19 protein-coding genes are annotated in these 17,982 nt (G+C 39.0%); 2 read left to right on the top strand and 17 right to left on the bottom strand.

From position 1 onward, the window contains the following. A partial coding sequence (locus BM184_RS14550; protein WP_457921099.1) for an IS1634 family transposase occupies positions 1-654 on the top strand: 654 nt, incomplete at its 5' end. 558 nt (positions 655-1,212) lie between these two features. Here the strand turns inward: BM184_RS14550 and BM184_RS14545 are convergent. The 17 genes from BM184_RS14545 to BM184_RS14470 form a co-directional block, all read right to left on the bottom strand. After that, positions 1,213-1,632 (bottom strand): hypothetical protein, encoded by a 420-nt coding sequence (locus BM184_RS14545; protein WP_086941909.1) that lies wholly within the window; start codon positions 1,630-1,632, stop codon positions 1,213-1,215. Between the two features lie 241 nt (positions 1,633-1,873). Then, positions 1,874-2,884, bottom strand: coding sequence for a GTPase (locus BM184_RS14540; protein WP_086941908.1), 1,011 nt, complete (start codon positions 2,882-2,884; stop codon positions 1,874-1,876). A gap of 61 nt (positions 2,885-2,945) precedes the next feature. Next, positions 2,946-4,652, bottom strand: coding sequence for an anaerobic ribonucleoside-triphosphate reductase (gene nrdD, locus BM184_RS14535; RefSeq protein ID WP_086941907.1), 1,707 nt, complete (start codon positions 4,650-4,652; stop codon positions 2,946-2,948). Positions 4,653-4,810: 158 nt separating this feature from the next. Further along, positions 4,811-4,978: a Sec23/Sec24 zinc finger-containing protein gene (locus tag BM184_RS14530; protein ID WP_086941906.1), complete on the bottom strand. Its 168-nt coding sequence runs from the start codon at positions 4,976-4,978 to the stop codon at positions 4,811-4,813. A gap of 105 nt (positions 4,979-5,083) precedes the next feature. Then, complete coding sequence (locus tag BM184_RS14525) at positions 5,084-6,736, bottom strand: recombinase family protein (RefSeq protein ID WP_086941905.1); 1,653 nt, start codon at positions 6,734-6,736, stop codon at positions 5,084-5,086. Further along, entirely contained in the window at positions 6,733-8,139 is a 1,407-nt protein-coding gene (locus BM184_RS14520) for a recombinase family protein (RefSeq protein ID WP_086941904.1), read from the bottom strand. The genes BM184_RS14525 and BM184_RS14520 overlap by 4 nt, the downstream gene beginning before the upstream one ends. A 65-nt stretch (positions 8,140-8,204) precedes the next feature. Beyond that, positions 8,205-8,375 carry a hypothetical protein gene (locus BM184_RS15345; protein WP_177208692.1) on the bottom strand — a complete coding sequence of 57 codons (171 nt, stop codon included), beginning with the start codon at positions 8,373-8,375 and terminating at the stop codon, positions 8,205-8,207. A 254-nt stretch (positions 8,376-8,629) separates the two neighbouring features. Further along, on the bottom strand, positions 8,630-10,261 hold the full coding sequence (locus tag BM184_RS14515; protein WP_086941903.1) for a DNA primase family protein: 1,632 nt from the start codon (positions 10,259-10,261) through the stop codon (positions 8,630-8,632). Then, the gene (locus BM184_RS14510; protein ID WP_086941902.1) at positions 10,258-10,755 is read right to left on the bottom strand and encodes a hypothetical protein; all 498 of its coding nucleotides are present in this window, start codon (positions 10,753-10,755) and stop codon (positions 10,258-10,260) included. Before BM184_RS14510 ends, BM184_RS14515 begins: the two co-directional genes overlap by 4 nt. Beyond that, entirely contained in the window at positions 10,742-12,058 is a 1,317-nt protein-coding gene (locus tag BM184_RS14505; RefSeq protein WP_086941901.1) for a DNA polymerase, read from the bottom strand. The genes BM184_RS14510 and BM184_RS14505 overlap by 14 nt, the downstream gene beginning before the upstream one ends. A gap of 457 nt (positions 12,059-12,515) precedes the next feature. Next, positions 12,516-13,829, bottom strand: a complete 1,314-nt coding sequence (locus tag BM184_RS14500; protein WP_086941900.1) for a hypothetical protein — start codon at positions 13,827-13,829, stop codon at positions 12,516-12,518. Positions 13,830-13,990: 161 nt separating this feature from the next. Further along, a complete protein-coding gene (locus BM184_RS14495) occupies positions 13,991-14,515 on the bottom strand; it encodes a DUF1643 domain-containing protein (protein ID WP_177208691.1) in 525 nt (174 codons plus the stop codon). A 186-nt stretch (positions 14,516-14,701) separates the two neighbouring features. Then, positions 14,702-14,992 (bottom strand): hypothetical protein, encoded by a 291-nt coding sequence (locus BM184_RS14490; RefSeq protein ID WP_086941898.1) that lies wholly within the window; start codon positions 14,990-14,992, stop codon positions 14,702-14,704. A gap of 14 nt (positions 14,993-15,006) precedes the next feature. Next, positions 15,007-15,513, bottom strand: a complete 507-nt coding sequence (locus BM184_RS14485; protein ID WP_199902950.1) for a JAB domain-containing protein — start codon at positions 15,511-15,513, stop codon at positions 15,007-15,009. Positions 15,514-15,540: 27 nt separating this feature from the next. After that, positions 15,541-15,846, bottom strand: a complete 306-nt coding sequence (locus BM184_RS14480) for a DUF960 family protein (RefSeq protein WP_086941897.1) — start codon at positions 15,844-15,846, stop codon at positions 15,541-15,543. A 624-nt stretch (positions 15,847-16,470) separates the two neighbouring features. Then, the gene (locus BM184_RS14475) at positions 16,471-16,722 is read right to left on the bottom strand and encodes a hypothetical protein (RefSeq protein WP_086941896.1); all 252 of its coding nucleotides are present in this window, start codon (positions 16,720-16,722) and stop codon (positions 16,471-16,473) included. A 369-nt stretch (positions 16,723-17,091) separates the two neighbouring features. Further along, entirely contained in the window at positions 17,092-17,607 is a 516-nt protein-coding gene (locus BM184_RS14470; RefSeq protein WP_086941895.1) for a hypothetical protein, read from the bottom strand. 133 nt (positions 17,608-17,740) lie between these two features. Here BM184_RS14470 and BM184_RS14465 point away from each other — a divergent pair. Further along, a partial coding sequence (locus BM184_RS14465) for an HTH domain-containing protein (protein ID WP_143091152.1) occupies positions 17,741-17,982 on the top strand: 242 nt, incomplete at its 3' end.

The following is a 17,982-nucleotide window of genomic DNA, read 5'->3' as shown; positions in this document are numbered from 1 at the left end:
GAGTATTCACAGAAACGGCCGTACAAAGGCGATGTGATTGAAGGGAAACGGCGGATGTACCTGCATCTTTATTTTAGCGGTGAAAAAGCACTGGAGCACGAGAACCGTTTCAATGCGCTTCTTGATCGGCTCGAAGCAGAACTAGTTTCCGGGAACCGCAAAGTGGAACACGAAAAGCAGTACGCTAAATACTTCGAAATCACTTCAACGCCAAAACGCGGGACAAAGGTACCCCCCAAACAAAAAGCCATTACCCAAGCGGAAAAAGACTACGGATTCTTTGCCCTCATCAGCAATGAAATCAAGGATCCCATCGCCGCTTTAGATTTGTACCGTAACAAAGACATCGTTGAGAAAGCATTTGGAAATCTTAAAGAGCGGCTGAATTTACGGCGCACAGCCGTTTCATCAGAAAGTTCGCTTGAAGGAAAATTATTCGTACAGTTTATTGCATTGATCTATTTATCGTACATCAAAAAGCAGATGTCCGAAAAAGAGCTGTATAAAAATTATACGATGCAGGAATTACTGGACGAATTGGATATCATTGAAGCATTTGAAAATCCAGGCAGTGCATTGCGAGTGGGTGAGGTTACGAAGAAGCAGTCGCAATTATATAACACCTTAGGTGTTGTGCCCCCGACCACGTTATAATTTTTTGGGAATCTAGGTAAAATGCAAAAACCACTCACTGATGGCTATCATGGCAAGTGTTCTGAATTATTCAGCAAATATTACATCTGTGTTACAGCGGTAGATGATCCGGAAGGCAAAAATAAAACGGAAAGCCCGTCATCATAGGCTTTCCGTTTTTTCGTTTCTATTCTCTTTTTTAAGCCATTTCTGTAGCTCACTCAAAAATGCCGTCATACCGCCATTCTCCTCAAAAAAATGACCTCATTTATGATAAGCATGTGCGTATCATATTCAACTGCGGTTTTTTTATAGCATTAGTTGTGTTGCGGATACCATAACCACTAATGCTATTCGAATGAATTTCACTGATCAGGTAAAACCAGGGAGTTATAGTTCTAAAAAAAAACCCCAAAAGAGAAAAATCCTCTTCTAGAGTTAAATGTAGCTTCCTTATTTCAATAGATGAAATTCATCGTCTACTCTATTTTGCAGATAGTCATTAACTATCTTGTTGAAATTACTACACTATGATTGAAGGAATGTCCAAATTACTTACTTTCGTGATAATTTATTTTTTTATGACCAGTTTAACTTCATTAATGCTGGATATTCACTATTTGCACAATCCATTACTCCAAGCATCATTTGCATGGTCGCTTCATTGCTAAAGGTATCTAAAAAATACAAATTCCCTTGTATGATTATTGAATCCCCATCTAAATAATATTTAGTAAAAGTATAATTCGAATTTAAGTTATTAAGAGCTTCATATATGTAGTTTTTTTTGACAGGGTTAATTCCTTGTATGTAATCAAACCCATATATTTTCACATTCGTATCATCCTTATCAAAAACTGTTACCAATCTAATTTTTGCTCCACACTTTAACATTTCTCGAATTTCAATAACGCTTTCACCATTGTCATCGATAAAATTCAAATCCATATTACGTTCTAACAAAAAACTTTTAAACTGTTGTGCATTATTTGTTAACATAGAATCCACCTCATTAAGTTATTTTGCCGAGCTTGTAAATATTATATAACTTTATTATACATTATCTAAGGTGTACTGTAACAGCATATTTTTAACATTTGACAAAAAATTCGATTACATTCTTAAGCAGTATTCGGTTGTCCTGTTCTCTACACCTTATGGCAAAGTAGAGCTCTATCTTCATTAACTCAAACATGTAGATGTTTTCCATAATTTTCATCACATAAGCTCAGCACACAAATTAAATAGCCGTACCTTTCGAAACCAGTTTCTCTTTCATGAAAATTGAGCTTAGTGATTTTAATATGTCTGCATCAAGCTCAATGTTGTTCTCATAGGCATATTTGACAGCATATCCTAATCCCAGAGTTAAAGAACCTGCTACACTGCCGGAAACGATTGAGCCAGCTCCCGGTATAAGTTTTATTGCCTGTCTGAATATATTTTTCCCTAAACTTCCCATCAACGAAGAGAGTATTAATTCCTTTGCTCTGTCTTTTGATATCGACTTTTCATACAAAGTTGCCAACTTTAACATAAGACCGACCTGAATGGTCGTTAGTGGAACAATATCCGATCCAGGAATTGGCGCAGCACCTATTCCCGTAGCAGTAGCTGCTGCTGATAAAATCCACTTATTGGCGGTTGACGACTTTGCTTTGATGCTTTTTGCAAACAGTATGTCCTTGTTCTCTTTTTTGAGGATGTCCAATATTGCATTTCGAAGCCTATCAATGTGTTCACCAGTTTTTGAAGATATCGGTACGACACTATAGTTATAACCAGTCATATCTTGAACATATTTTACCAGACCCGGTATGTCGTCAGCGGCATCAATTTTGTTCATGACAAATATTATCTTCTTATTAATTTTACTGATTTTATCAAAGTATTTCTTTTCACCATCAGAAAATACCGTCCCTGCAGCATTCAGGAAAAATAAAATAATATCCGCTTCCTTAAAGAATTTTTCTGTTTCCTCAGAGTTTTTACTGTTGATGTCATCCAATCCAGGTGTATCTGCAAAGATAATCTTATCTTTATATTTATATTTCTTAACTATTACCGTCTCTCCAGGCTGAGCGCCAACAGATGCAACTTCTTCTCCGACGAGACGGTTGATTGTTGAGGATTTTCCAGTATTGACGTCACCAATCATTGCAAATAAAATTTCTTTCTCCAGTTGTTCATTGATACGATCAACCTCTTCTTCATATGCTCTCTCAAAATCACTATCGTTAAATTCAATCATGTACCTAACACTCCTTGTAATTTGAAATTTTTATATGTCCTATCATTAATCCGGCAACCCTTTACGCACCAAAGTGGTTCTTCCTTCTATTATTTTCCTCGTTCAGTTTGCCTTTCCCAAAATTATCCAGCATCTCCAAATAGCCAGATACACGTCTAATTCTATATATATCAGAACTACCACAATTAGGACAGCTATTATAAAACCCCTCATGTCCACATTGCTTACAGATGTCCAAAGGGAAATTAAAACCTAAATAATTGACATTATTTTCCATAGCATATTTCAATATTGAACTTAAAGCGTTAGGATTATGTATTGGTGCTTCTCCCAATTCAACGTAGCTTATACTTCCACCATTACAATATTTGTGGTACGGCCCTTCTAATTCCAACTTCCTAAAAGCGCTAACATTTGAATCGACCTCTATGTGAAATGAATTTGTGTAATATCCTTTTTCTAGACAAGTATGAGAATAGAGCTCCTTATCAATATCTAAAAAACGACTACTGATTCCTTCTCCAGAAGTAGCCAACAGGCTAAAATTCAAATTATAATAATTGGTATTCTGATTCATTTTCTTTCTCATAAACTTCACAAAATCGATGGTTTGCAGCCATAGATCTTCATCTTCATATATCTTTTTATCAAATAAAATCTCTACTGCCTCTGACAGCCCTATAAATCCAACCGATAATGTTCCATTTTTAAAAGTTTCGACTAAATCCTTTTCGAACGGTGTGCTCCAAAGTTGGTATTCTTTGTTCGCCGGAAATAGGTTAATATCTTGACGGCAAGTCTTTTTATATCTATCCAACAGGATTAAGCTGACTTTATCCGCAAGTTCTTCCCATTTTTTTTGAAAATAATTGAATCTTTCGTCGACTGATACTGTTTTATTCTCCACTATCTCAAATGCAATACGCGGTAAATTAATGGAAATGTTCGCTATATTTCCTCGCCCTATAGATGTTGTGTCACCAAATAAATTCGAACTAACATTTGTTCTGCATCCCATTATAGACAACTTCATGCCCTCACATTCAGAAAAAGATTCCGAATCACAGTTTAGATAAGTCGGGTTCATTCTCTTGCATGAACACTGAATCGCTTGTTGGAGAACATCATAATTAGCGTCAGATAAGGATACATTAATTCCTTTTTTTACCTTTATTACAATATTAGGACGTAACATAAATTCACTTTCAGATAGTTCATTTATAATGACTTGAATCACATGTCTGCCCACAGCTGTTGTATCTAATCCCATATTCAAAGTAACGTAATAATATTCTTCTCCATATCTCGTTCGGGTTTTATTTATCCAATTCAGGAATTTTTTCAAACTCAGTGCTAATAGGTTTAAATTTTCTTCCGAATCAGCTATATCAAACCGAGAAAATAGAGCGCTGATTTCATGATCAAAATTAGCGAAACTTATGCCTCCAGATTGCTCGTTACCAATATTAGATATAATTTCCTTATAATACTCAACTATATTAAGTATCTTTTCGAAATCATTTCCCGCGTTGCACATGTTGATTTTTGCAGAATTCAGTACATCTAATGAGAGGCAGTTATAAGTTAGACCATAGGCTTCCAGATCATGTATATGTATATATCCCTCTTCATATAGCCTTCTTGCATCCAATTCCATTTGAGTTAATATTTCATTTTTTGTTTGTTGTACTCCCTTCTCGTACAGCATACCAACAAATGTATCTTTTTTTGCTGCATTATTCGCAGTATAAGATATAGGCCTCTTCATCAAAAAATCCTCTCAATCTCGAAATATTTGCGATCTCTAATGAGAAGCTTTCCATTTCCGAAGACAGCTAATCACAAGTGATTTATCGTATTAATTTATCTAGTGATGGTAGAAAGCCTACAAGAGTACATTATTGACTCTTATAGGCATAATCCACCTTAGTCCTCTTCGTCTTTCCAATGAATATTATCTTTGGATATACTACTTTTAAATCCACATTCGGTACATTTCCAAAGATATTTGTGATCATTAAACCCATCTTGATTGTTAAGAGATGAACCACACTTATCACAATACCAATCGACATCAGGAAATCTTTCAATCATTTCCCATCCTCCAATTTAATAGTAATATTTTGATTTCTACCTCTCAATTATAACAACCAATTCGCAATTTACCTATCTTTATTTAATCATTTTTTAATCAAATATTTATACGGTTATTTTTAGTGTTTTCGGCAAAATAAAAGAGCCAACAGCATTTGTTTCTGCTGTTGGCTCTGATGACATGAATTCGTTCAGTCGGTCGATTATAAGTTGATCGAACGTCATGTATATTTTAAAATCGCTTTTGCTTTCTTTGTCAAAGGTAATCCGATCTACGAATGTCTTTAAGATCGCTTTGGTCGTCTTCTTCGAGTCGGAATCTTCAATTAAGATATTCACCAACTCTAAAACTCTTTTAGAGTCTGCCCTTTTAATATTGTAGCCTTCAACTTCAAGCATGCAATTCAGCTCTTTAATACGCTGCTTGTGATTGTAGTACTCAATTTCTAGATGCTCGATTCGTGTGCCCAGTTCACTTGAAAGTTCGGGCGTATCTTTTAGTAAGGTATGCCACCGGTCGATTTTAGCCTGCGTTTCCACCAACTCTTTCTCGAGGGTCTGTAGTTCCAATTCCCACGGCTTGCGTTGTGATTTAATCTGATGGTTGAGCTCATCGATGATTTTGTTCAGGTTTTCAGGAAAAGCTATCACTTCGCGAAGCCTACCCAGAACAAAAGATTCTGCAACGTCGGCCCGAATACTGTTTGCGTGACATACAGTCGCACCCTTATTCCGGGAATTTGCGCAAGAGTAGTATCTTATTCTCTTTTTTGTGCCATCTTTCCTCTTGTTCGTTGTATTGCTTGCAGCCATAGCACCACCGCATTCAGGACACCGGAGCAGTCCAGTAAGAATGTTTTCGCCTGCGTGAGTCCATTGCGGTTGCTTACTTTCCATTTTGATGCGTTCCTCCACCTTACCAAATATTTCCTTGTCAATGATGGGTTCATGGGTGCCTTCAACTAGAATGTAGTTTGGATTGTATCCTTTACGGCGCTTGTTTTCCCAGTCTTCATAACGGTTGTAACGTAGCATACCGGTATAAGTTGGGTTCATCAAAATATCCTTGATGGCAATGGTACTGAAAGTATTTCCCTTCACGGTCTTATAGCCCATTTTATTCAAGGTGTTGGCTATGGCTCGGTATCCGTTTCCCTCTAGATATTTTGAAAAAATCATTTGAACGACTTGTGCTTCTTTTGGTTCGATGGTGAGGATCTTCATTCCATTTTCATCCCTGTCACTTCTGTATCCTAACATCCGTCCACCAGGAAACCGCTTATTGTTCTTCACCAAGGACTTCATGGCCATTTTGACATTTTCACTAATCTGGGATCGTTCAAATTCAGCGAAATTGGCAAGCAGTCCCAGCATCATCTTCCCGGTACTGGTCGTGATGTCGAATGATTCGGAGATACTGTGAAGCTCAACATTGTTTGAATACAATATTTCGGCAATGTTCATCACATCCTTCATGGATCGGCCTAACCGCGTTAGCTTCCAGATGATTAGCACATCGAATTTTCCTGTCTTGGCATCTTCGAGCAATCTTTGAACGCCCGGACGTTTGATGATGTTCTTTCCGCTGATTCCCTCATCAGCGTACACGTCGATCAATTCGTAGCCTTGCTTCTCTGCAAACATTTCAATATTTTTTCGTTGCCCAAGAAGGCTGTAGCCTTCTTCTTTCTGTTCCGCAGTACTGACGCGGATATATCCTACTGCTCGTTTGGTCTTAGGCCCTGTTTCTACTATCATAATTTGATTTCCTCCTGTTCAATGATGTTGATTTTAAGATTTTTTAAGTAAATCCCTTTAATTCGGTATTTTTCATCCATGTTAACGCGTTCTACCAGATCGAAGTAGAACTTCTCCGGCAGCATCTGCTTCTTGATTTGATTTTTTTGTTCGAGCAAAGCTTCCAAGTCTTTTCTTCTGACCGTTACTTTTGGTTTGCGATTAGTAGTGCTGCTCACCTGTCTCAGTGCTGAATAAGCTTTGGAGAACTCTTCCGGACCGATACTCCCTTCTTCGAATTGGAGAAGGAGTCGCTCCTTCCTTCTCGCTTGTTGTAGCTGCTCTCGCTTGGATTGCGTGAACTCTTCGCACTGTCGGCTCTCGATCTCGCCCACCATCTGTTCAAGTACCTGGCTTTGAACAAGGAATTGAATCACTGCCTTCTTCACTTCTTTTTCAACCGTATCCGCATGGATTACGCGTTCTTTGCATTGCGGATTGGCACAGTAATAATAATGGTATTCGATCTTATTGTTGCGTTTCATCTTGGGTGTTAGCTTCTGATTACAGCATGGACAAGTCAGCTTTTGCCTCAGCCAATTTTTTCTTGTACTGACCTTTGGTGACTGCTTCCTTCTTCTTATTTTTTGAACAGTAACGTATTCCTCTTCTGAGACTACGGTTACATGAGAGCCTTTGTACTCACCACCTACACCGCTACCCTTAAAGATGCCATAGTAGGTTTTGTTGCTAAGGATGCGATGGATATCTGTTTCAACAAAGGGACGACCATTAAAGATGAAGTTCCTTTTGGTGAGTTGGTTTACTATTTTTTCGTACCCAAATTCACCTGTCAGGTAAAGATCATAAATGTACCTAACTACTTTCAACTCTGTCTCTACTGGAAGCAGCTCGTCCTGTGAGTAGCGATATCCAAACGGCACATTGGGCGAAAGCGGCTTGCCTTCCCTTCTTTTTTGAGCTAATCCCATATTCACATTCTCAATGATCATATCTCGCTCAAACTGCGCCACTAAGGCGTGAACATGAACCAACATTTTCTGCATGGGGATGTTGTCTGAATTAAGAGAAGATTCCATTACCGAAATCAGCCTTATTTCATTATTTTCCAAAACTTCCATAATCTTGAGCATGATTCCCACGTCTCGGCTCAGTCGATCGAAGCGATAAACCATCAATGTACTGTAGCGCGAAGACGGTTCCTGAAGGATTGTCAAGAGTTCCTGCAGCCCTTTTCGTTCTTCGAGTTTAGCACCACTGATACCGCAATCTTCAAAAATCTTACTTTCTTGCAATTCTGGCAGTTGAAGATCTGCTGATTTTTCTTTGATAGCAGCCAACTGCATCTCGATGGATATCTTATTCTTCTTCTGCACTGATGTCCGTAAGTATGCAAATAGCATAGTACATGCATCTCCTTTGATAAAAATAAACCAACCGACAAGGCGTCAGTTGGTTCATGGTTATTTCATAGGTTTTTTTCTTTCATTAGGGATATTAAATCATCGAGATCCCACATCCCCGCTCCAAATATTTCATCCACATCAACAAAGATAGCTCCCTGACTTTCACACATATACTTTACTTCTTCTTTAGACATACCGAACATATTTATCTCGCCTCCAATTTTAGTTTTCATTCATGTAATAACCAGAAGATTTTTCTTCATGATTGATCAAATACGGTAATAGTTGTTCCGCGACCGTTTTTATAAAGGTATAGTTTTTATTGTTGTTCCCCATTTTTAATTCCCCTCCTTATAGTGTAAATTTCCATCCATTTTAGTAGCAGGTTTCTCCCGCCAATTGGTTGTATTTGCAGTGATTAATAAAGCACTGACATCTCTGCGCTCACTCCACCCAGTAGTACAACAAGTGATGCCAGTGGATCAGTTTACCCTTCCGTTTTTAGCGCAATGTCATGCACGATGTTTCTTCCGTTGGATTTTTTCCTATGAGACTCTATGAGCTCTTTTCGCGTTGCTTCATCAAACATCCTCCAAAAAGTTTGTGGGGAATCCGTACCTTTGTAAGGATATCCCTTACCTTGCATCCAAAAACGGTAAGCATTAATGAGTTCGGCACTATCAATCTTTTTCTCTGGTGCTTTGATAACTTTTTCTTTCACGAAGCGTTCAACTGGGTTCCCTATTCCGAAGTAGGATTCTTTTGCCTTATTCATGGCCTCGGATTTCGTAAATTGAAAGTTATTGTTCATTAACCGCTGCATTCCATCGATGGTCCAGTTCAAAATCCCTTTTAGCTCTGCCGTAAGTTTTTTTGACAAATCTTTGTCTTGCTTATCCGGCATAAACGTTTGGTTAAAAGGCAGAATAATCAGACGTCTTTCAAATCCCATACTGCTATCGTTCAACATAGGAAGTTCATTCACGAGAAAGACGAATTTCGTAGGGAGAATTATTGTGATTTCAGTTTTGTTCTTTCGATTCACCGAAATAGCTTCACCAGCAGTCAATGCCTTCAATTTCCCCGTTTTAAATGCATCCGCATCGGACTCTGTCGCCAAATTCAATTTCATTCCAATCAACGGCTCGAGTCCGAATTCACTGTTGAAATTGGACAACGGCACCGATGACACATTGGATATTCCTACCAGTTGAGCCAGGATATCGAACAAAGTGGATTTCCCATTTGCTCCCGAACCCACCCCAATCAGTAAGGCATTGGCCTTGTGTCCAGAATACAAAGTATAGCCGAACCATTCTTGAACAAATTTAACTGTATCTTCATCTTCGAAAACTTGTGTTAAGAACGTCTCAAACACTGGACATTCAGCTGTCGATTCATAAGAAACGTTACTCCCCATCGTCGTTAAATAACCTGGAGAATGCTCAACGATGTCTGCTGTCGCAGTATCAAGTGTTACATTATCGAACGGATAATAATTCCGGTTAAACTCTGATGGATCAATCATTTCAACTTTTCGTAATAGAATATCCACGATTGCTTTTTCCAAGTTGGCTGTCCAAGAGTCTACAACATTTGTCCCTAAATAGTGGGTCAGTTCAATAATCAACCGGGAGATGGCAATCTTTCCATCCTCCCAACGACCATTTGTGTGGTTGTAAATCAAAATTATCTCTGGATCCTTTTGATTTATCCTCAATGAATACAACTGCATAATCCGCTCTGCCATCAATTTCCGATTGACCCATAGTTTTCGTTCCTCGGAAAGTTCAGCAGACATTACTTTGCGAGCAGCCTCCAACATTAATGCTTGGAACGCTAGCGTAAGTTCATCAGAACCAGATATTTCACCATCCAACCCTTCTAACAGATCATAATTATTTAAAATTCTTTTCATGACCGGTCGAAGTTCATATCCCACACTTAGTTCGGCCAAGATGTTTCCTTGCCTATCATTCGGTACCTTACCAAGCTCTTCTTCAAAGTGCGAGTAGGTACGCAGGGCTTCTGGAGTGATGTCGCAGTTTTCAAACAGTGCCTCTTGATTAAGATATTGACGGATCAGACGGGCGTTTTCCTTGTTCTCAAACAAAATCATGCGTCATCCCCCCAATCGGCAGACTCTTCATCTGACAACTCATCCGCGTACTGCGATAGTTCCGTCGCCATCGTTTCGGTTGGTACGAAAAAGTTCCAATTGTTTAGGCGAGCGAATGATCTTTCTTCATCCGGCTTGTAATATGATAGTGCTACGGTTCCCTCTAGGCCAATTACTTCACGGATGCCAGGTAGATCCTCTTTACCGAGAGCAGTTGTCGCTGATAAGATCATCTGATGGAATTGACTTTTGTAAGAAAAATCAACAAAGACGCGATATCCTTGGAGAGTTTCTTGGCGATCTTGTTCTTGTGTATGAGTCAGCTGAATTTGCAGGACGACGACATCTTTTGTTTCACCAGACTTGGTTATAATGGTGTCGAACTTCGCATCCAATATACGGAAGCGATTGATTCCTTCCTTCGCGCCTTTTGCAAAATTGCTCAAACTGATCATTCCGCCTGGGAATAATGTGTTTTTTTCATCCATGTTCATGTGTATTTCCTCCTATTGGTTCTACCTTGATGAATCCCGAAATCGGGAAATCTGGTAGTATGTTTAGTAATTGATGATAGAATTCTTCGATAACTTCCTCCACTACCGTTGGTTCACGGGTGGGAGCAAGTATCCAGATTTCATCATGAATCACATGAACGACATCGAATCGTTTGTTTGCAATGAGCATTAATTGCTTCACGGCAACCGCAATACTCGATTGAAATGGATAATTTCGCTTTTGCGTCGGCTTGAAGGTCGCAAGCGGCTTAATTCTGCCGAATGGCGTCAACAAGTGTGAATCTTTCTCTAAGTTGTCAAGGAACAGGTGTACTTCTGGATAGGTTTTGAAAAAAGCGGTTACCAGTTGAGAAACGGTTGCGCTCGTCACTGTAGGTACTAGCTTTCGAAGATTATTTACAATCATCGAAGTTCCAGCTCCGTAGAGAAGCGCAAAGGCAAATTGCTTACCAGTTTTCCTGATAACAGCAACATTCGCATCCTTGAGCCCAATTGCTTGCGCAATCATGGTCCCGGTTTGAAAATGGATGTCTTCACCAATTTCAAATTGCTCCAAAAGTTTCGTGCATTTGGAATAATAGGCGAGGATCCGAAGTTCGGCATTGTTGAAATCAAGGGATAGGATCACTCTTTCGTCGGGAGAGGTGATGAACTCTCTCACAGCCTTAGGGAGTGACGTCAATGGTAGCTGCTTGCAGAACATTCGGCCGCTATAACTGCTGAAGCTTTGCCAGTTTCCTTTGATGACTACCCCGGATTCTGTTCGCCTACCCTCTGCCAAGAGCTTGTTCCCCCATTGCTTCAGAAATTGCTGCTGCTTATTATTTTTCAACAGCAATTCGTAAAGCGGGTGGAGATTTCGGTACATTTGAAACTTGTCGTTGTCGTTGGCTGCCGGTAAATCATTTCGTATCAAGAAATCGGTGACCCTTGATGTGTCGATCTCGTTTCCTTCAACCAAAACATATTTGCTAATTTCTTCGATTGTACGGTTCAGCTCGTCTTGCCTTTTTGGCAAAACATCACTGAACCAACGCTCTGCAACGATCAGCCCTCTACTTTCTATAGTAGAAAGTAGCGGTTGAATAGATTTCTCCAGATCGTATAAACTAGAAAACACGTTGGATGCCTGAAGGATTCTTCGGACATGGGGGCCTCGACTCTCGACGTCGTAATTCAGCGGCAACAACAGTATTTTTTGAAGTGAACTATATGGAAGATCAATATCTGCTAATCCATATCGGCCCACCCCAACATCATGGTGTTGTTGGAAATGCGTCATCGTGTAGCCTCCTGATGTAACCTTTTTCCGTTCATCGATTTTTCGTTCGATGAACTATCCATAGATTACAAGATTCGGCCCGATTCGGGAATTGCGCTACCCCTCTAACTTTTTTCTCCATTGATAAATCAACATTTTCAGGTAAAAAAAACAAAAAACGCCTGATTTAAAACCATTGCCTCAGAGATTAATTTATATACATCGGTTATCTACGGAATAAATGTATACGTTAACAAAAACAGATTGTATAGAGTTCATGTTTATTTACTAAATTTACCAACGTAATAAAACATCTTGCAGAAATAAACAACTCTACGGTGTTTGATTGTCACCGTTTTTTGCAGTAACAAAATATGAACTTATATATCATAAAAAAGCAGCACCTCCTAAACTAGGGGATACTGCTAATTCACATATATGTTTTATTTTTTAAAGATCTCCATCGAATATTTAGAACTTATTTAGTATAAGCACTTTTTTCTTCATCATCATTGTAATAGTCTTTTACTATTTTTTTGAAAGTCTCTTCCACAAACTCATAATTTTCTGAATCTTGTTGTAAGCTATCGAACTTACTAAACATATTGAGCATAGTTTGTTTTGCATAATTCAGTGCTTCTTCGTCTTCCGCAGCCTCCCGAACTACTTGTTGGATTTCCGGAAACTTAGAAAATTTATCAATTTCAGCTGCCATTTCTTGATATTTACTTAGCCATTCAGATGTATAGGCAGGTACGCTTTCAATCATTTGATCAATAATGAATAACATACTCAATGAATCGTATTTTCTGGAAGCTACAACGATTTCGTTCATCTCACTCAATACCACAGTAGTAAGTCGGGTAATAGCGTTAAATAATGCGAAATGATAAGTATCTTCGCTCAACGTTTTCAAAAACAATGCATCGTCTACTCCACTAATTGGGCGCTTTTGATAAAATTCTTCAATCGCGGCTTTTATTTCTTCAAAAATTCTTGGGTCAGGCACACGTTGTGTAGAAGGGTTACTCAGAAAACGCTGATAACTCGATTTATAAATTAAAAAGCATATCAACACTGCCTGTTGCTGAAAAATATTTAATTCTTCTGACTGGTTCATCGTGCCCTCTTTATGTTTGCTTGGTATTACTTGGTTCATTCGTTTTATCGCTGTTTTAAAATTGACATCCGAGGAGCTCTCTTTTAAAAGAGATTTATGAGCATTCTGAATATCAGTCATGTTGTTTAGTATCTCAAGTTTTGAATCAGGATTATCATAAACTAATTTATATAATTCAGTTTTATTGATTTTCTTAGAGTCAAGTTTAAATCTATCCTCATTAGTTCTGTAGATTAAAAATTGACTTAGAAAATACTGATTATAAAAATTGCTACCCACTAAATCGTTCAGCCCGTTTCCATAAGCCGCTAAATTTTGCATAATATGAAGTATAGGTTCAGGTGTTTCCTCTGAAATCCTAATTTTTTCGGCAACACCTTTCTCAACTTCAATAAATCTGCATCTATCCAAAATAGACTGAGCAATTTTTAAAAATCTTTCGGATTCCAATCTTCCCTGAATATAATTTTCAAAAAGGGACTTAGCATTTGCACTTGAGTCACTTCGAAGCAAATACAATATTCTCTCTTCGACAGACCTGACTATTTTAGAAACCACTTTTTCAGGTATGTCAATTTCGTCATCCTTCAAGAGCACCTGCTTCTCCAAATTTACTAATTTCATTGCTTCAAGCAAAATCTGCAGCTCAATTTCATTTATTTCATATTTCATGGTATCCCTCCTTGATAATAAGAATACCACGAGAATAGATTTGAAAATACACTAGAGGTTGGAAAATACCAGTCAAAAACAGATCTCTTTCGGCACTCCCAGCACTCATTTTTCAGTCTAGAGCTTAGAGTGCTAGAAGTGATCATTTTTTGTCCTCAGTTTTACATTTTTAGCTTAGCAAGCTTCCATCCACCTACACCACGAGCAATCGGAGTCAACGGATGAACCGGTCCATCGAGTCCAACCAACACCTCCACCATCTTTTGCCGCTCTTCAGATAGCTGGGCTATTATACTTTTCAGTTGGGCGTTCACTTCTTTGTTCGTCTTGATGCTTGATCCTATAGCAACAATTATTTTTTCTACGTTTTCTTCATTAAATGCTTCGAGGATAGCCGAGTCGTTCTCCTCCGAAAAATCGCTAGCGCTGATTTTCCGTTTTTGCTGTAGCTTACTTGTTAGGTTAACGCCCAGAAAACCATCGTAGCCCATTTCGTTGATTGCATTGGCAATCAGCATGGTGGTCAGATCCATACTGTTCGGATCAGTACTTCCTGGATGTATCGTCATTACGCAAGCGAGCTTGGGCGCCTTTGCTTTACTCCAAATCCGCTTATAAAGGTAGCGTTCCGTTTTTTCTTCATTAAGTAACATCTCTACAGCGATTGTGCTTTTTTCAGTGATCATAGTATCCCTCCTAATCTTCATCCAGTATTGTTTTTATCACAACGATCGAAACGCTCAGTAAGAGTTTGAAAAATATACTATCCATTATTTAATCCCTTCCATCTCTTGTATTCGCAATCATTTCCTCAATTAACCTCAAACATGCGAGGGCTATTTTTAAAATCTGTTTGTCCATCATGCCACCCCCTACAAATCAAATCTCCTGCTAAACGCAAGCTTCCCGGCCTTCAGGATGCCCACGAGCCACCAACGGCTGTCTTTCACATCGGCTACAATATAAACGATGTAATCGTAAACATTATAAAAATGGATCAGTAGCGTTTCATCGGTTTGTATCTCATCGAAATAGCCAGGCAACAAATCCGTATCCAATTCACTCCGGTCCAATGTAACACTTTCATAGCCGAAATCGGACGCACCCGTTGAAACACCCAACTGCTTGTCGAGCAGCTCCATTACAAACTTAATATTCCTCATTGAGCATCCCCCCTTTACAAAAAGCCCTGTTCCTTCAAAGAAATGAAATGACCATCACCAATGATCAAATGATCCAATAATCGGATGCCCATCAAATCACCGACTTCTTCTAATTTTTTGGTGGTAATAAGATCCGCTTCACTCGGTTCTGGATTTCCGGATGGATGGTTATGAGCCACCATGATCGATGCTGCATTACTAAGAAGAGCAACCCGCATGACGCAGGCCGGCGAAACAATGCTGGAATTGATGTTGCCAATATGAGCAACGTTAATGGATAGCGGCTGATTCTTGGTGTCCAATGAAATGACAATGAAAGCCTCCCGGTCCAAATCTTCCAAAAAGTCTTTGAAGATTTCGTACCCATCCGCAGGTGAGCCAATACTCCTCCGCTTGTAGAGCATACTGGATTCCTTGACCAATCGTACCGAAACGATGTTCACGCGCTTCGCTGCTTTTGGCTTGTCACCTTCTTTTTCTGTCATTGAAAAAATCCCATTACTTTCATATATGTTTTTCATTTCTTTAATATCCTCCTGTCTCCATGATTAGTATTCATCCGGAAATAACATCGTCTGGTATTCCTCACTGTCGATCACCCAGATGACTTTGTTTACGCAACAATCTTTCGGAATCTCCAGCAATGTCTTGCGACTCCATTTGGGCTCCTCTTGGCTATGCAAAATTTCTTGGCCGTTATCACTGATTATCAATTCGAATTTCTGGAAGTAGTCGACCTCGTCCCCCTTCTGCACTTGATCGTCGATCAGGGACCATAGAAAGAACTGAGTTTCTACGGGAACTGAATCATCTACACCTCTAGTGACGTAACGATTATTTTTTGATTGAAACATATCTCATCCTTCTTCCATTCATTTTTGGCAAAACAAAAAGGCTAAGATCCGCTTGGGAATCTTAGCCTTCTTCTTTGCTGATATTTCATGGAAATAATATATATTTTAAAATGCGTTTAATCCCAAATTGAACTACTCTTCTAGAAATTTACCCATCACCACAGCAGCCTTCAGAATTGATCGGTAAGGATTGATCCGGATTGCCCCATTTATAATAGATAAATTTATATACGGAAGCTCTCCTGGAATTGACCAACCGAGAGCTGGCATTTCGATCCGAACGTAAAGTGGAACGTGTTGTAGAAGATGCGCGGTTTCCAAACACACGCTCCCCGTTGATCGACCGGTGAAAAGTGACATAACCCCGTTGTTTTTCGGCTGACGCCGGTGAAATCCAACATCGGCTACCGCTGAAAAACAACATTTTTGAACCGGTGTTGACAATCAGTCCTACCTTCTCGACTTGGCTCGAGACACCAGAATTTCTGCCGACGTACTCGGAAATATATCTGCGATTTTGCGATTCTTGGAAACATGTCCGTCAGAGAAAGGCGTATTAGGGAACAAGTCCTTGATACTCACGGCAAAATTGAATTTAAAGTAACCACTTTCATTGGTTGCATATTAATATTGACATACTACTATTACATCTTTTCCACATATTTTACACACTTGGTCCGTTTCAAAATCGGCATCAATTTTACCAATGTTGCTAGCGTCAATATATATCACTTCAGCGTTATCATAATGACAGTAGGGGCAAGTATAATCAAGGCCAACAAAACCTCCTGTTGCATCTCTAGGAATCACGTCATCCCATTTTTTTGTAAAAGTTTTCTTTGCCATAATTAGTCCTCCAAATTCAAATTTATCCATCCAAGCAAAGCCTCTTTTGAGGCTTAAATTAAATTGCAAATTTCACGAACCCTATCCAACGATCTCTCTACAACTTTGTCCATCGTCATCATTATAGCTTTCTTCCATACAAACATCTACGTGATTTCCTCCAAAAGAATAAGTATCGTCTTCCTAGCCACGTAAAATTACCATCCTAATTCCACCCCTCATGATAGCTCCTTATCGTTTCTATAATCCCAATAAATCTATCGTACTCAATGACAAATTGGTATAAAAATTCAACTTCATTATCTCTCAAGCAACTGCTTTCCTACTTCTATGGATCTGCCAATCAGTCTCTTTTTTCAGCTTTTTTACTTGGACTCATAACAAGATTTTCTTTTTATCTTATAATCCCATTACAAAAATCTGTTTCTGAATAGACAAGTACTCCTGCAAACCGTCAATAGATTCCTCTGTAGAAACAATTTCCGGCTTTCTGAGTTTCACAACCTTATAGGAGTTTGCCTTAGCAAGCTGCCTTGTATAGTCAAAGACAATGTTCATCAAGCTGCCCACCTGCTCCGAAGAAAATGAAATTTCGCTCTCGTCAGAGTCAATGCGCTCCTTCATCTGATTTAGATATTTAATCAAAGTATCCAGTGTGCTTTCATTCAGATTGCCTGCATGAACCTCTTCTAAATATACTCTGAAAGCATTATTGAAGTCCTTTACATATTCCGGCAGTTCGTTTTTCCCCTCATTCTGCTTCTTTTTAGCTTTATACTTTCCGTAGCCAATACCTCCGACTGTAGCTGTTCCTACCACCAATCCAATCACAACCATCGCTACAGGGTGCTTTCTTACAGTGTCTTTTACAACCGAAAATATAGATTTCGAAGCAGTAGGAGAGGCAGCATTCACTGTGGTGCTATTTTCCTGTCAGTGCTAAACTAAATTGAACAGTTTTCGATGAATAAGATTGAACACTTTCGCCAAAGAATATCTCCAATCCTGTATACTTTTAAAGGTATCTTAGGTTATTGGAGGACGAAAGGTGAAGAAGAAGTTAATGTTATATTTGGAAATTCAACAGATGAAAGAGCGGGACTTTTCCATCCAACAAATCGCAAAGCAGTTGAAGGTATCCCGCACAACGGTTTATAACTACATGGAGAAGACACCGGAAGAAGCTTTCGAATGGGTCAATTCATTAGGTTCGAGGAAGAAGAAATTGGACCCATACAAGGATTGGATTGTTGCTTGGCTTCAAGAGTATCCGCATCTGAATGCGTCTCA

The organism is Trichococcus pasteurii (genome assembly GCF_900112935.1).
Taxonomy (GTDB): Bacteria; Bacillota; Bacilli; order Lactobacillales; family Aerococcaceae; genus Trichococcus; species Trichococcus pasteurii.
Note: the sequence above shows the minus strand (reverse complement) of the source record. Positions and strands in the feature narration are given on the sequence as shown.